Here is a 15,075-nt window from a genome sequence, read left to right on the forward strand (position 1 = left end):
CGTTTTTTTTATGAACCGGTCTGTTTTCCTATTGCTTGTATGCCGCTTTGATAAAGGCTTTCACGTCACCAGGCTTCCTGCCCAGGAGTTGCTCCAACTGGCCATTCACTTCGTCAAAGTCTCCCAGTGCGATGGCTGCGGCAAACTGTGAGAGCATGGCCACATACACATCCGGCACGCCGGCGCTATGCAGGGCAGCCTTGTATTCTTCCATACCAGGAGATACGAATGTGATGCCTTCACCCGCCAGGACGGCTACGTCTGCAAAGGTCAGCGCTTCAGCGCCGCCCAGCTGGTACACCCTGTTTGCATGCGGTGCAGGATTGGCCAGGATATTGGCTTCTGCTTCTGCAAAATCCTGGCGCAATGCAAAGGCGGCTTTACCATTACCGGTAGGAATAAAAACGGTCTTTGTCTGGGGCACCTGGGCGCCGGCAAACACGGGGATCACTTCTGCATACAGGTTGTGCTGCGTGATAGTGTAAGTAAGGCCGGAAGCCTTGATCCATTCTTCCGTTTTAATATGCGCTTCCAGCACAGGGTATAGCGGGCTGGCAGCGGAGCTATCCTTACGCACAGAGCTGGTGTACACAATGTGTTTCACACCGGCCGCTTTTGCGGCGTTCACTACGTTTTCATGCTGGGACAGGCGTGCCGCTATGTCATTGCCGGATACAAAATACAAAGTATCCACGCCGCTGAATGCCTTTACCAGTGATGCGGGGTCATTATAATCCCCCACGCGTATCTCAATGCCAGCATCGGCAAAACGTTGTGCTTTTGCTGCGTCACGGGCCAGTACGGCCAGGTTGGTTGCGGGTACTTTCTTCACCAGGAAGTCTGCTACTGTCCCGCCGAGTCCGCCGGTTACACCGGTAATCAATGTCTTTCCCATATTAATTAGTTACTTTTGGTATGTTAAAGGTAAATGGAAACTAACTGCCGAAAAAGAAGGCACGATTTTGTTTTCAACACACTTCCAGGTAACTATTGTTCATTCTCAACACATTGCAATGGAAAAAAGTTTGAAAGAATATCTTGCGGCGGAACCTGGCACCATGGATTGCCCGGTGCGCAGTGTCCTGGACCGCATTGGTGACAAGTGGGCCACCCTGGTGCTGCTGGTGCTGGATGATGTGGATGCCCTGCGTTTTAATGAAGTGCATAAAGCCATCGGCGGCATTTCCCAGAAGATGCTCACCGTTACTTTAAAGACATTGGAAGCGGATGGACTGGTAAGCCGCACCATGTACCCGCAGATACCGCCCCGCGTGGAGTATGCGCTCACACCAAGAGGCAGAAGCCTGCTACCCCACATCCATGGCCTGGTGGAATGGTCCAAGGAACATATGAGGGAGATCCTGGCATCCCGCGCGGCTTATGTGGCTTAAATAAAGAAGCCGCCCGGTAAAGGGCGGCTTCACATTTGCGGTAAAAACCTGCAGTACCGGTACCGCGTGGAATTGGTTAAAAAAGAAAGCGTATTTATTGTGGCAGTGTCACATTAGGCTGGGTGCCTGCATTGCAGGTGAAGGCCTGGTTGTCATGCGCAGTGCTGGGTATAAAGCCACTGGTAAAGTACGTATAGCCGGTACCGGTAGTTGACGCACCATAGTCTGTACGCGAGAAGTTGTCGTCATGCGTGGTGGTCGTGAAATTGGCCGTGGTAAGCTGTTTCCACACACCGCCCGGTGTTACGATCCATTGGTTCTGTACGATCATCTGCCGCTGTTTGTAGCTATCCAGCCCGTTACCAAAGTCTTCGATGAAGGAGTAGAGGCTCTCCATATTGTAAACCCCTACCGGCTTGTAATAAGTGGCAATCAGGTTCCACTGGTTGTTCAGGAAAATATAACCGGAATACGTAACCCCACCGGTATCCGGCACGGAGTGTACTAGGAATTTGTATGTACTGTCTGTATGCCAGTTGTACACCGCAATGGCGTGGCGCCCGGAGCCTTCATTGCCAAAGTTTTCTTCCGTGGTCACCAGTGGTCCTTTCTGTACCAGGCGTACGGAGTAGTTGGCCGGGATCTCGTTCGGGTCATTGGTGTTGTAATCACTCCAGATAGAGAAGAGGATGCGGCGTTCCGTGGCGCTATTCACCTGGATGCCAAAGTAGCCTGCGTAAAATCCGTTGGCCATGAAAAAAGTAGGCACCACATCGCTACCTGCCGGCACTTTGATCTCGTTGTAAAACCAGGCCGCCGTATCACCTGCATGCATGTTGTAGCCCATGTGCACCGCGGGGCAGGTGCGGTAATCAGACTTGTTGTAATACGCGCCGGTAGCGGCGGTGCCGGAAATTACGATCGCATTTACATCCGCATAATAGGCGCCCGGTTTTTTCACGCCTTTGATGGTAAATGATTTGATGCCGGTGTTGGTAATGTTCACATTGCCGGCAGTAAGCTGCTGATAGGTGGTGCTCTGGGGCACATTCACGGTGAGCACTTTGCCGTCCACCGTTACAGATACAGTGCCCGCACCATCCGGCGACTTGGCCAGCAAACTTACACTGAGCGTGCCTTTGGTGTTGATGGTAGCATAGGCCAGTGCAGTATTGGCATTGGTGGTCCAGTTGCTGGTGCCGTTGCTGCCAATGTTGATGCCCGTTTCATTGGGCACACCATACCCGTTTTTCAAGAGGATGGTGTCTGTTTCTGTGGCGGCGCGGGCGCTGGAACCGCTGCCGTCATGGAGGTTGGAAGTGACAGATCGCAATGCTTCTTTGCTGCAGGCGGCCATTAGAGGAAATGCGATGGCCACTATCGCCACAAGGCGAATGTTTGGAGAGATGCGCATACGGTGAGTTTTGGGTTTGGAGGTTTTTAGAAAGGTTTGGTTGAAAATGAACAAGCGTAACAAATACCGTTGCTAAATTATCAGCTTTCCGCGTATAAACCGTCATGCCGCCCGCAATTAGCGCAAACGTTTGATACAGGCGCAATGCAAAAAAAAGGACCGCCTGATGGCAGTCCCCGTTTCCTGGTTTGGCTATTTGTGTAGGATGGAATGAGCATTAACCATTTGCCAGTACCGATACTTCTTCGCGCTCCGCGCGGGTCACCTGCAGTGGTGCATTGGGTGCCAGTGCAGGCTCATCACCCACTACGGGCCCGCCTTTGGACAACTCGCTGCCTGCTTTCCTGGATTTAAAAACAGGCCAGAGGAACTGGGCATACCATTCTTCTTCTTTGTAATGTTTGATGCCAAAGGTTTGCGGGTAGCGGCGTGTAATGATGCCGGTGCCAAAGAGTATGTCCCAGATGAAGAACATGTTGCCAAAGTTGCCCTTGTAGTGTCCTATGCCATCACCATCCGTATCCGCATGGTGAGCCTGGTGAGTAGCTGGCGTGGAGATCAGGCGTTCCAGTACCCAGCCGATGGGGTGCAGCCCTTTGTATTTATAGAAAGGCTTATCCCACGCAATGCTGGAGTGCGCGCCGGTGGTGATCAGTGACTTCACCACGGTTACAAACAGCGCTGCATAACCCAGGCCCAGGTAAGTAAGCGCCGCAGTGAGATAGATCTGCGAAAAGAAGATAGTGTAAATGATGTTCTGGCGGCTGGCCATGGCCATACCCATGTAGGGCGCGGAATGGTGGGTGCGGTGAAAACGCCACAGCCAGGGCACCTGGTGGTGCAGGCGGTGGTACCAGTATTGCGTAAGATCGTCAAACACAGCGATGATAAGGGCCGCCCATGCAAAAGGGATCCACACAAACGCATTCTTTAAGCCCGGCAATAGCACCGGCAGGGCTTTCAGGGAGAAGAACACCACCGCAGGTTTTATCAATACCTTGGGTATTACAAAACACACAATATCCAGGATGCGTTCGTTCTTCTTCCATTTGTTTTCATACAGGCCCAGGGCAAATTCCGCCACACCCAGGGTGAGCATAATGGTGGGCAGGCCCCAGCTGGCCAGGTTGTTGAACACGGCTTCAATAAAGCCAGGTGCTTTAAACTGCAATGTAGGGCCCGTGTGCGGCGCCAGCCAGGGCTTTTGACCGCTGATGGCAAAGGAAAGGGCCATCAATGCCACCGGCGCCACATACAGCAACACGCTTACCAGCAGATCCCGGGTGATGGTCCTTGCCATCTGTTTTTCCAGTTTCATAAGAATGAAGTTTTACGGTTTACAATAAATGCTGCAACAGGCGCACAGCAAAGAAGAACAAAAGAAATGGACCGGCTGTCAATAACATGCCCACCACTATTTTCCGGGCAATCAGCCAGAAGTCTGAAGTGTTCATATGCATGGTTTTATTTTACATAGTGCTGGTGAATGCGCTGGTGCAGTACATCGTCAAAATCAATCAGGGGGTACACATGGTTCTTGGTAGCTTCTGCGTCAAAGAGGGCTTTCAGCGCTGCCAGTTTTTCCGGGTATTTTTTGGCCAGGTTCACACGTTCTGTAGGATCGTCATTGAGATTATACAGCTCCCATTCGTCCTTGTCCCAGTCACGCGCGGGTAAAGCCGGTCCGTCTTTAAAGCGGCTGAAGTCGCGGTAGTCCGGGCGGTGCGCTGCTGCGGCTTTCCAGCCATCATGGTAAATGGCGCGGGCGCCAAAGATGTAGTAGTACTGTGTGGTATGGCGGGAGGGCGCCCTGGCATCATTGAAAGAATATACCAGTGAAGTGCCTTGCAGCGTATCCTGTTTGATACCATGGATCTCCGCAGGCGGGGCGATGCCCAGGAATTCCAGCGTGGTGGGCAGGATGTCTATCACATGGCTGTACTGTGTGCGGATGCCGCCTTTATCCGTAATACCTTTTGGGTAGAAAACGATGAGCGGATTGTGGGTGCCGCCTTCACTGTTGGCATCCATTTTCCAGTCTTTGAAAGGCGTGTTGGCCGCCTGTGACCAGCCCAGGGGATAGTTGGTCCAGGAGGCCGGGGTACCTATCTGCGCTTCTCCGTTCTCATTTAGTGCCAGGTATGCAGAATCAGTAACAGCGGCATTGGCAAAGCCGGTGCTTTTGCCACGGATCTGGCCATGGATGGTGCCTTCCTTGCTGCCGCCATTGTCGCCAATGATCACATAGATGAGGGTATTATCCAGCTGGTTGATCTCTTTTAAATAATTCACCACGCGGCTTACTTCATAGTCGGTGTATTCCAGGTAGCCGGCATATACTTCCATGAAACGTGCATACAGTTTTTGCTGGCCGGGGGGCAGGCTGCTCCACGCGGGGATGGCAGGGTTGCGTTCCGGCAGTTTTGCATTGGCGGGGATCACACCCAGTTTTTGCTGGTTGGCAAACACGGTGGTGCGGTACCAGTCCCACCCCTGGTCAAACTTGCCTTTGTATTTATTGCTCCAGAAAGTATCCACCTGGTGCGGGGAGTGGGTGGCGGCGGGTGCATAGTAAAGGAAGAAGGGCTTGTCTGGCGCTGCTTTTTTCTGGCGGCCTATGTAGGCAATGGCCTTATCCGTGAGCTGGTCGCTAAGGTGACGCCCATCGGGGATCACGTGCGCATTTTCTTCCACCAGGTCTGGCTTGTACTGGTCTGTTTCCGAGCCCAGGAAGCCAAAGAAATGTTCAAAGCCTTTGCCGCTGGGCCAGTGGTCAAAGGGGCCTGCGTCCGTAGCTTCTTCATCCGGGGTAACGCCGTATTTACCTACGGCAAAGGTGTTGTATCCATTGGCCTTCAGGATCTGGGCAATGGTACCTTTATCATCCGGTATGCGGCCGTCCCATCCCGGGAAGCCCGCGCTCATGGCTGTGTGGGAGAAACCGCCTTCATGCACGTAATGATGGTTACGGCCGGTGAGCAATGCCGCACGGGTAGGGGCGCAGATGGCCGTGGTGTGAAAATTCGTATACCGGAGACCGTTAGCAGCCAGGCTGTCGAACGTGGGCGTGTTGATCACGCCACCAAAGGTGTGGGTGGCGCTGTAGCCTACATCGTCCAGGAGGATGAGCACCACGTTGGGCGAACCGGGTTTGGGCTTCACGGGGGTGGGCCACCATTCTTTTGAATCGGCCAGGGTTTTGCCCACTACGGCCTGGTAAGGCTGTGGGGTGTTCTGGGCGGATAAGGATGCTGTCAGCAACGCACCGGCAGCCAGTAGAGAAAAATGTTTGTACATGATGAAAAGTAGTTTATGCGATGGGAACAGGTGGGGTTAGTTATTTTCCCAACCCGGGTTTTGTGTCAGTAATGGGTTCAGTTGTATTTCCTGCAGCGGGATCGGGAACAAGGTATCCTTGTCCGATGCGGCAGATTTGGCGGCTATCTTGTGCAAGGCATCCACCAGCGTGTGCCCGCCCTGGCGCACCAGGTCAAACCAGCGCTGGCCTTCCTGTATAAATTCCCTTCTTCTCTCTGCAAACAAGGAATCACGGAAATCATGCTGGTTCAGGCCCGTTACCAGGTTGCCGGTGTGGGCGCGCTGGCGCACCTGGTTGATCGCATTGTAGCCCTCGGCAGTGGGCCCGCCGTTGATCTCGTTGAGCACTTCCGCATACAGCAGCAGCACTTCTGCATAGCGGATCACCGGGAAGTTGATGCCGCTCAGCGATTGGTTGATGAGCGGGGAAATGCTGTAGTCCACAAACTTGTTCAGGTAAGGCGCGTATGGGTTCTTCCAGTACACGGTATCGCCGGTGGCAGGATTGTACTGGCGGTCAAAGAAGGTGACTGCTATACGCGTATCGCCGGCGGGGAACAGTTTTACCACGCTGCTGTCGGAGATGATGTCAATGGGGTAGGTGCCGGTATTGAAAGAGTTGAAGCTCTGGCTCAGGTACTGCACGCTGTTTGCCTCACCGCCGTTGGTCTGGAACTGCACGGAGAAGATGTGCTCAATGCCGTTCTTGGTAGATTTTTGAAACGCATCTTTGTAATCAGAGAACAGCCCGTAACCATAGCCGCCGTTAAGCACAGCCTGTAATTCTGTGAGCGCATGTTGCCAGTCGTGGCGGGTCACATACACCTTGGCCAGCAGCGCGTGGGCGGCTCCGCTGGTAGCCCTTCCTACGTCTGCGCCGGTATATGATTTGGGCAGGTTGGTGGCATCAGTAAGATCGGCTATCACCTGCCGGTACACAGCGTCGCGCGAGGTGCGGGGCACTTGCAGGGCTGTGATGTCCACGGAAGTGGGATTGTGCAGGATGAGCGGCACATCGCCAAAAAGGCGCACCAGGTTAAAGTACAGCAGCCCGCGGAGGAATTTTGCTTCGTTGATAGTGCGCGCCTGTATGCGCTGGTCCGTGAATTTTTCTTCCGGGATATTCGGTATGTTGTCAATCGCCAGGTTAGCGCGGTTAATGCCAAAGTAATGTTGCTGCCAGTTCTTGAGAATGCGCCCGTTGGCCGGCACATAGGTCACTGTCCCCATGGCGCGCACATCCGGGTTGGTGTTGCTTGGACTGAAGTTATGGTTATCGCTGGCATTGTCCGTCATCAGGTTTAACTGCCGCCCGTACATGGGGAAGTCGCCCGCGGCGCTGTTCAGTGTGTTGTATACCGCGTTGGCGGCCGCTATGGCATCCGCCTGCGTTTTATAATATTGTTGCTGGGAGATCAGCGCGTTGGGATTTTCAACGAGCTTATTGCACGCACTGAGCATCACCAGGCTGCCAAATATGAGTAGTCCCTTTTTCATAATTCGTTTATTCATTACCGTTAGTATCATTGTACACTGTACAATTAAAAAGTGAAATTGGCGCCTGCCAGGAAGGTCTTTGCGGCGGGGTAAAGGCCCTGGTCTATGCCTTGTTTGGTGTTGTCACCGTCAAAATAGTTCACCTCCGGGTTCAGGCCGGTGTAGTGGGTGATGGTGAAGAGGTGCTGCGCCTGCACATACACACGGATCTGCTTCACGTGGATATGTGATAGTGCGGATTTGGGCAGGCTATAACCGAAGGAAACGTTCTTCAAACGCAGGTAGGAGCCGTCTTCCACGTAACGGTCTGTTACCTGAGCCACCGGTGCATTGGTAGCCTTGGGCAGCTTGCCATCAGGATTGGTTTCACTCCAGCGGTCTGCCAGCAGCGCAGCAGCATTTTGCGACAGGGTGGGGCGTTCCAGGATTTGCTGGTATTGGTTAAAGATTTTATTGCCATAAGAGCCCTGGAGGAAAAAGTTGAGGTCAAACCCTTTGTAGGAAAGGCTGTTGGAGAAGCCGAAGGTAAACTTGGGCTGTGCGTTGCCCAGGTTATGCTTGTCTGCAATGGTCACGCTTTTGTGGCCGTTCAGCGCTACATATTTACGGTCGCCCACCTGCTGGGATACGCCCGTGAGCAGGGGCACGCCATTGGCAATATCTTCCTTGGTCAGCAACCCGTCCGTGGTGTAGCCCCAGAAGGTACCCACCGGCAGGCCTACTTTCACGATCATGGGAGAGATCTGGCCCAGTTGCACCGTGGGGATGAAGTTGTCCACCCCGGGGCCCAGGCTCACTACCTTGTTGGCATTGTGCGCAAACACCAGGTTGGTTTTCCAGGAGAAATTGCTGGTGCGGATATTCTCCGTGTTGATGCCTATTTCAAAGCCTTTGTTTTCCACGCTGCCCACGTTCTCAATGGCGCTGGCATAGCCGGTGTACAGCGGGAGCGGCACATTCAGCAGCAGGTCGGATGTTTTCTTGTAGTACACATCGGCCACCACGGAAATGCGGTCTTGCAGGAAGCCTATATCCACACCGGCATTGTACTGGGCGGTGCTTTCCCACTTCAGGTTTGGATTAGCCAGTTGGTTCGGTGCAAAGCCCGTTACCAGGGTGCCGCCAAAGTAATAGTTAGTAGGGATCACCGCAGCCAGCGAGCTGTAGGCAGGAATGCCCGAGTTGCCGGTCTTACCGGCGGAGAGACGCACCTTCAGGTTAGACACCGTGTTGCGGATACCTGCAAAGAAGTCTTCCTGCGATGCGTTCCAGGAAAAGCCCACGGAGGGGAAATAGCCCCATTTATTATTGGCACCCAGCACAGACGATCCGTCTGCACGGGCAGACAATGTAAGGTTGTACTTGTGCAGGTACGAATAATTGATGCGGGCCAGCCAGGAGTTCATGGTCCAGGTATGCGCATTGGAAGTGGGCAATACCGGCGTGGAGCCTGCGCCCAGGTTGTTATACCCGGTAAGGTCATTGGAAAAATTCTTCACAGAAGCTACTGCCGATTCATCGGTGGCTTTCTGGGTAGTGAAGCCCGCCAGCACAATGAGGGAATGATCACTGCCAAAGGTGTGGTCGTACGTCAGCGTATTTTCATTAAGCCAGGTAGTGGATTTGATCTGGCCTACGGATGCAAAGCCACCGGGATTACCAAAACTAGTGTAGGAGGGTGCGTAATAATTCTGCTTGGTATTGATCAGATCCGCGCCCCCGGCCACTTTCAGCTTCAGATCGCGGGTAAGGCGGTATTCACCATAAATATTGGCCAGCACTCGGGTAAGATCACTTACATTCGTCACCGCCGTAATATCCTGCAGGGGGTTGGTGTTAGGCGTGTCGAAGAACGGGCTGCCGGTATAATAGCTGCCATCGTCATTGTAAATCTTTGCTACCGGTGCGGTGAGCAACAGGTTGGAAAAGGCCGGTCCCAGCGGGCCCACGCCCACACCGGGCTGTTGCTGCTGGCTGCTGCTGCCAAATGCATTCACGCCCACACGGAAGCGGTCAGACACATTCCGTTCATAGTTAATGCGGGCAGCATAGCGCTTGAAGTAAGTGGATTTCAGGATGCCATCCTGGTCAAAATAATTACCGGAAATGAGGTAGCGCGATTTATCATCGCCACCGGCAATGGATAACTCGTGGTTTTGAATGGGGGCATGACGCAAGCCCGCGCTTTGCCAGTCGTATCCCTGCCCAAGTGCATCCAGCTGTGCATCTGTGTAGGTCCTGGCCACGCCATCACTCACGTTAATATCATTTACCAGCGATCCCCATTGCTTTGCATTGAGCAGGGGTAGCTTCTTATCCACCTGCTGGGTCCCATAGTAACCGGCATAGTTCACATCGTCCGATCCTTTTTTACCACGGCGGGTGGTGATGATGATCACGCCATTGGCGCCATGGGAGCCGTAGATGGCCGTAGCAGCAGCGTCTTTCAGCACTTCAATGGATTCAATGTCGCTGGGGTTTACCGTGCTCAGTGCATTCACTGCGGGGCCGCTGCCGGCGCCGGTGGAGGTGTAACTGTTATTGGTATACACGATGAACCCATCGATCACATACAGCGGTTCATTGCTGAATGAAATGGAGTTGCCACCACGGATACGGATATTGGCCGTGCTGCCGGGCTGGCCGGAGGCCTGGGTGACAGATACGCCGGACACGGAGCCCTGTAATAAATTATCAAATGAAGCCGCCGGTTGTGCCAGTGCTACTTTTGATACGGAGGTTACGGAACCGGTAATGTCGCTGCGGCGCAGGGTGCCATAGCCTACTACCACCACCTGGTTCAACTGGCTTTGGCTTTCCTGCAAATGCACGTCCACGGCAGGGCCTGTGGCCACTACTTCCTGTGGTTGAAACCCGATGTTGCTGATGGAAAGCGTAAGGGGATACGTATGAGGTCTTGTAAATGCGAAGTTGCCGTTGTTGTCTGTTACACTCACTTCTTTAGAGCCCTTGATCTGCACGGTGGCGCCGGGAATGCGGCTGTTCTTCCCGTCCGTTACTGTACCGTGCAGGGACTTGCTTTGAGCGGTAGTAGCAGTGGCCGGTCCCTGCGCCAGTGCCGGCGCGGAAAGGCATAGCCATGCCGCAGCAAAGAAACTTTTTTTCATTACTTTTGATTAACGATTAAAAAATAGGCGTGCCGCCGGCAGCAATGCTGCGCGTCACATACGAGAGCCTTTTGTTTTAGTCAGGCCGGAAACAGCGCCAACTGTTCCCGGCCATTTTTTTGTCCCTGTCCCAAAGCGGGAGGGTAGGGGCCCAATGAATCCTACGAAACCCCTTTCAATGCTATGGAGGACCATGCCGGCTGGAAGGCGGGCACTGCCGGGTAATAAGCATATCGATACAATTATGTTGATGAAGAAGACCGGTTATTAGGAAGGGGAATACAGGACTAGCAGCCCATACAGCAACAACAACCGCCTGTTACAGGCCGGAAGTTATTTGGTTGAATAAAGATTGCTGACGGTTTACTGTGTGCCATCGGATTGCAGTTAAGATTGACCGGTTGATATGAAAACTGCCTGGTGGTAAGGGCAATAGTTTTACCACAGCAAAAATAGTTAAAAATATTAGTCTACAAAATCTGTAGGGTAAATATTTTTTCAACACACACACAAATGTTGCAACTTCTATAACGGGTTATACGTGGGTTTGGCATGCATTTCGGGGCTCCACAGGAAAATGGATTGCCCATGTCAGACAGTTTAGCCATTCCTTTTGTACCCGCACAACACCAGGGCGAGGCCACGGAAACGGCCGCCCACCATGTCTCCGCCGGCGAAGACGCCGCCCGCACGGAATTTACCGCAGCCGTGGTGCGCCTCAAGGCAGTGAACGGCTGGAAAGACCTGTGCGGCAGGTTTTCCTCCGGTTTTCAATTGATAGATCTTCATGGCAATGCCGTGGAAGGGCCGGCCCAGGCGGGGCTGTACATCCGCATTGACATACCCGGTCCCGGCAGCACCACTGGCCAGGGCTACGATTGGGTATTGATAGAAAAGGTGGAAGATGTGGTGCTGAATGACCACCAAGAGATCAGCTATATGCGCAGCCGGCCCACACAGCACCCGCTGCACAAAACGGAAGGGGTGGCGCATTTCCTCAACGAAGATGCTACCAGCACCTTTGTGATCACCCGTAATTACGACCAGCTGACCGCTACAGTGTACGGGCGTAATGAAGTGCCCAATACGCATACCGGGCACGTGGTAGATGATGTGCGCAATGCCATCATTGGCGCGTCCGGCGCCATCGGTGTGTCCAAACTGCAATGGAGTGCATGGGCTAAGGGCATGCTGGGCAGACAGGATTGAAAAGAGAAAACCTTATGAATATTACAGACACGTTGTGGGGAACGGGTGAGCACCTGGATGCACTGCAGATGGGTGTCCGTTCGTTCGTTACCTTTTTTGTATCCCTGGCTTTGCTGCGCCTGGGCGGTATGCGTATTTTCGGTAAGAAGTCGGCCCAGGACATGATCATCACTATCCTCTTTGGTGCTGTGCTGGCGCGGGGAGTCGTGGGCGCTTCGCCTTACTGGCCCACGGTGGTGGCAGCGGCCGTAATGGTGCTGGGAAACCGTGTACTGGCATGAGAAAAAAGCTGCTTAGTCCATCACATTGGGCCTGCGCTCGGGATGCAGCGTGTGCTTATCCAGGTAAAACAGGAACACTGTCTGGATAGAATTTTTACCGCTGCCATCATTCACCTTGTTGTAATCAAACTGGCGGATGTAGCCTGCCTGGAAGGCAAACAGGTCGCTGAACTGGTAACCGGCGCCGGCAAAGAAGCGGTTGCGCTCAAAGTAAGGCGCACTGTTCGTGAAGAATACTTCATCAAAAGCAGTGACATAAAAGGTATGCGCCACCACTTTGGGATGATTGATGGGCACCACGGGATTGATGCGGTAACGGAAACGGTTGCGGTAATCACCATTGAGCCAGCGCTGCTCAATGCGGTAACGGTGCTCTATTTTTACCCGGTCTATGTTGTTGTTAAGGATCAGTTGCTCCCACAGGCGGAACTCCTTTACCAGCGCGCCCCCCTTGAAATTGCCGGGATAATCAAAGGTGTGGTAGTTGCCCACGCCCAGCATCACTGACATTTTCTTCTGGATATTGTACACTAAACCACCCTTGGTCTCGTAATAATAAAAGTCCTGGGTAAGGCCCTGGGAGCGGGTTTGCGTTTCAAGCCATACAGAAAAGCGGTTATTCGGGTTGATCATGGCCGTGGCAATATCCCAGCTGCCCAGCCGGTCGGATTGTGCCTGTACAGAAAAGGGCAGGGCCAACAAAACGGCCACTGCAAAGCATTTGAAGTGTGTATACAATCGAATTACAGCATTTGGTTGATCCGCAAAGATAGGATTTCTACGCCATCCTGCGGTATTTGCGGCGATAGTCCTGGGGCGTAAGGCCGGTATATTTTTTAAACACGTTGCGGAAGGTCTTGATGTCGTTATAGCCCGCATCATACATCAGCGTAGCGATATTCTCCTCGCTTTTTTCCAGTGCTTTCTTAGCCGATTCTATTTTTACGCGTTGCAGGTATTCCAGCGGCGTGTTCTGCGTGGCACTTTTGAAGCGGCGGATGAAATTGCGCTTGCTCATGTTGGTATGCTCCGCCAGTTGCTCTACGGAGAGCGGCTCGCCAAAAGACGCTTCAATAAAGGCCTGCGCCTTCAGGATCAGTTCATCATTGTGGGTACGCTGTCCATGGAAAATAGCAAAGTGTGATTGCTGCACGCGGTCAATGTCCAGGGAGAACATCTTGCTGGCCCAGATGCCGATCTCGCGCCCGCAAAATTTCTCGATCATGTACAGCACCAGGTTCAGGGAGGAGAAGGCGCCCCCGCTGGTGTACACGCCATCAATATCGGTGATCACGCGGTCGGCCATGAAGTCCACGTTTGGGTAGCGGCTTTTCAGGTCCGGCATATCATACCAGTGGGAGGTACAGCATTTACCATCGAGTATGCCGGCTTCCGCCAGGAAATAGCTGCCGGAGCACAGGCTGGCGACTTCCGTGCCCTGCTGGTATTGCTGGCGCATCCACTGCTGCAGTTGCTGGTGCTTGGGCAGGGTTTCTGCCGGGGTCCCGTACCAGGCAGGGGCGATGATCAGGTCGGGACGGCTGGCCTGCGAGAGGCACTGGTATTGCACATAACGCTCGGGGAAATGCAAGAGGGTATTGGTATCGGCCACACCCACCAGGTTCACTTTAAAGGGATGGGGCCGGCCATTGGCTTCGTAATAGCGGTTCACATGATAAAACATATCCAGGGCGCCGGAAACAGTTGACAGTACTACATCTTCATGCAAGAGCAAGGCGATCGTTCTCATACGTGGAGCGGTTTTGATGTTTGCTGCAAACATAACAAAATATGGCATAAAAGCCCCCTGTTTATGTCCTGAATTGCCCGCATGCCCGGTCGCTTCAGGGAACGGTATCCTGGTCACGGAACTGCTGAAAGCCTGCCGGGGTGAAAGACAAAAAGTGGCAGTGGAGACCTGCCACCTGCGAGGGTTATAGCGGATGCGCGCCCACAAATGCGTTATACTCCTCGTCCGTATAGGGAGGGCAGGCGCCTGCCTTGCTGGTCACAAAGGCGCTCAGCCATGCGGCATTCTGCATGGCCTTCACAGGCCCCTGCTGGCGCAGTTTACCCGCCAGGAAGCCCGCCAGGAAGGCATCTCCGCTGCCTACGGTGTCCCGCACGGTTACCGGCACCGCGGGAAATACATGGTGATAACCTTTGGCATAATACACCGAGCCTTTCACCCCCTTGGTGAGCAACACTTCGCTGATCTTAAATTTATCCTGGAGGTAATGCACGCCATCCGCCTCGGCAACGTAAGGCTTGTCCAGCCAGTCCAGCAGTTGCTTCAGCTCACTTACACTCACCTTCAGCACAGCGGCCTTTTCCAGCAAGGACCGGATGAGGTCAAACGTGTAGAAAGGCGCACGCAGGTTTACATCAAACACTTTCAGGTGCGCTATTTCCAGCGCCGTAAAAAGCGTTTTCCGCGTGGTGGCGTGGCGTGCGCCCAGGCTGCCAAACACGAATGCGCCTGCCTGCTGTAGCAACGTTTCATACACAGGCTGCCATTCAATGTGATCCCATGCCACCGGCTGGACAATATCGTAATGCGGCTCGTGCTTTTCATCAAAGGTGGCCAGCACAGTGCCGGTAGGCTGGTTGGCATCTTCCTGGATGCCGGTGGCCGGCATGCCCCAGTCCTGCAATTGCGCCAGCAGCCGCTGACCCAGCTCATCACGGCCTACGCGGCTGATCATAGTGCAGGGAATATGTTGCTTTGTTAAATGATAGGCTACATTGAGCGGCGCGCCGCCGATACGGGTTGCGTTGGGAAAAATATCCCAGAGTACTTCACCAAAACTTACCACCGAGGAATCCATAAACCGTTT

The 15,075-nt window shown here is 53.5% G+C and carries 12 protein-coding genes; 3 read left to right on the forward strand and 9 right to left on the reverse strand.

The features are described 5' to 3' along the window. Window positions 1-28: 28 nt before the first annotated feature. Window positions 29-895, reverse strand: a complete 867-nt coding sequence (locus DCC81_RS18340) for an NmrA family NAD(P)-binding protein (protein WP_108688030.1) — start codon at window positions 893-895, stop codon at window positions 29-31. A 118-nt stretch (window positions 896-1,013) separates the two neighbouring features. On the opposite strand from DCC81_RS18340, the gene DCC81_RS18345 reads away from it, so the two are divergent. After that, window positions 1,014-1,391: a winged helix-turn-helix transcriptional regulator gene (locus DCC81_RS18345; protein WP_108688031.1), complete on the forward strand. Its 378-nt coding sequence runs from the start codon at window positions 1,014-1,016 to the stop codon at window positions 1,389-1,391. Between the two features lie 94 nt (window positions 1,392-1,485). On the opposite strand, the gene DCC81_RS18350 is transcribed toward DCC81_RS18345, so the two are convergent. From DCC81_RS18350 to DCC81_RS18370, 5 genes are all read right to left on the reverse strand, one after another. Then, a complete protein-coding gene (locus tag DCC81_RS18350) occupies window positions 1,486-2,805 on the reverse strand; it encodes a DUF3472 domain-containing protein (RefSeq protein WP_133177714.1) in 1,320 nt (439 codons plus the stop codon). 217 nt (window positions 2,806-3,022) lie between these two features. After that, a complete protein-coding gene (locus DCC81_RS18355; protein WP_108688033.1) occupies window positions 3,023-4,123 on the reverse strand; it encodes a sterol desaturase family protein in 1,101 nt (366 codons plus the stop codon). Between the two features lie 146 nt (window positions 4,124-4,269). Further along, complete coding sequence (locus DCC81_RS18360) at window positions 4,270-6,102, reverse strand: arylsulfatase (protein ID WP_108688034.1); 1,833 nt, start codon at window positions 6,100-6,102, stop codon at window positions 4,270-4,272. Window positions 6,103-6,138: 36 nt separating this feature from the next. After that, on the reverse strand, window positions 6,139-7,620 hold the full coding sequence (locus tag DCC81_RS18365) for a RagB/SusD family nutrient uptake outer membrane protein (RefSeq protein ID WP_108688312.1): 1,482 nt from the start codon (window positions 7,618-7,620) through the stop codon (window positions 6,139-6,141). 44 nt (window positions 7,621-7,664) lie between these two features. Beyond that, window positions 7,665-10,748, reverse strand: coding sequence for a SusC/RagA family TonB-linked outer membrane protein (locus DCC81_RS18370; protein ID WP_108688035.1), 3,084 nt, complete (start codon window positions 10,746-10,748; stop codon window positions 7,665-7,667). A 588-nt stretch (window positions 10,749-11,336) separates the two neighbouring features. On the opposite strand from DCC81_RS18370, the gene DCC81_RS18375 reads away from it, so the two are divergent. Further along, window positions 11,337-11,957, forward strand: coding sequence for a hypothetical protein (locus DCC81_RS18375; RefSeq protein WP_108688036.1), 621 nt, complete (start codon window positions 11,337-11,339; stop codon window positions 11,955-11,957). 14 nt (window positions 11,958-11,971) lie between these two features. Continuing rightward, window positions 11,972-12,238, forward strand: a complete 267-nt coding sequence (locus tag DCC81_RS18380; RefSeq protein ID WP_108688037.1) for a DUF421 domain-containing protein — start codon at window positions 11,972-11,974, stop codon at window positions 12,236-12,238. A gap of 12 nt (window positions 12,239-12,250) precedes the next feature. Here the strand turns inward: DCC81_RS18380 and DCC81_RS18385 are convergent, their stop codons facing one another. From DCC81_RS18385 to DCC81_RS18395, 3 genes are all read right to left on the reverse strand, one after another. After that, window positions 12,251-12,949: a DUF2490 domain-containing protein gene (locus DCC81_RS18385; RefSeq protein ID WP_165806635.1), complete on the reverse strand. Its 699-nt coding sequence runs from the start codon at window positions 12,947-12,949 to the stop codon at window positions 12,251-12,253. Between the two features lie 67 nt (window positions 12,950-13,016). Continuing rightward, window positions 13,017-13,988, reverse strand: coding sequence for a GlxA family transcriptional regulator (locus tag DCC81_RS18390; protein WP_108688313.1), 972 nt, complete (start codon window positions 13,986-13,988; stop codon window positions 13,017-13,019). A gap of 184 nt (window positions 13,989-14,172) precedes the next feature. After that, window positions 14,173-15,066 carry a carbohydrate kinase family protein gene (locus tag DCC81_RS18395; protein ID WP_108688039.1) on the reverse strand — a complete coding sequence of 298 codons (894 nt, stop codon included), beginning with the start codon at window positions 15,064-15,066 and terminating at the stop codon, window positions 14,173-14,175. Between the last annotated feature and the right edge of the window lie 9 nt (window positions 15,067-15,075).

The organism is Chitinophaga parva, assembly GCF_003071345.1.
In the GTDB taxonomy this organism is placed as follows: Bacteria; Bacteroidota; Bacteroidia; order Chitinophagales; family Chitinophagaceae; genus Chitinophaga; species Chitinophaga parva.

Bases quoted from the DNA above. Each gene is read 5' to 3' on its own strand.
- DCC81_RS18355 (WP_108688033.1), bottom strand. From the start codon at position 4,123: ATGAAACTGGAAAAACAGATGGCAAGGACCATCACCCGGGATCTGCTG.
- DCC81_RS18340 (WP_108688030.1), bottom strand. From the start codon at position 895: ATGGGAAAGACATTGATTACCGGTGTAACCGGCGGACTCGGCGGGACA.
- DCC81_RS18345 (WP_108688031.1), top strand. From the start codon at position 1,014: ATGGAAAAAAGTTTGAAAGAATATCTTGCGGCGGAACCTGGCACCATG.
- DCC81_RS18375 (WP_108688036.1), top strand. From the start codon at position 11,337: ATGTCAGACAGTTTAGCCATTCCTTTTGTACCCGCACAACACCAGGGC.
- DCC81_RS18380 (WP_108688037.1), top strand. From the start codon at position 11,972: ATGAATATTACAGACACGTTGTGGGGAACGGGTGAGCACCTGGATGCA.
- DCC81_RS18360 (WP_108688034.1), bottom strand. From the start codon at position 6,102: ATGTACAAACATTTTTCTCTACTGGCTGCCGGTGCGTTGCTGACAGCA.
- DCC81_RS18365 (WP_108688312.1), bottom strand. From the start codon at position 7,620: ATGAAAAAGGGACTACTCATATTTGGCAGCCTGGTGATGCTCAGTGCG.
- DCC81_RS18350 (WP_133177714.1), bottom strand. From the start codon at position 2,805: ATGCGCATCTCTCCAAACATTCGCCTTGTGGCGATAGTGGCCATCGCA.
- DCC81_RS18395 (WP_108688039.1), bottom strand. From the start codon at position 15,066: ATGGATTCCTCGGTGGTAAGTTTTGGTGAAGTACTCTGGGATATTTTT.
- DCC81_RS18370 (WP_108688035.1), bottom strand. From the start codon at position 10,748: ATGAAAAAAAGTTTCTTTGCTGCGGCATGGCTATGCCTTTCCGCGCCG.
- DCC81_RS18390 (WP_108688313.1), bottom strand. From the start codon at position 13,988: ATGAGAACGATCGCCTTGCTCTTGCATGAAGATGTAGTACTGTCAACT.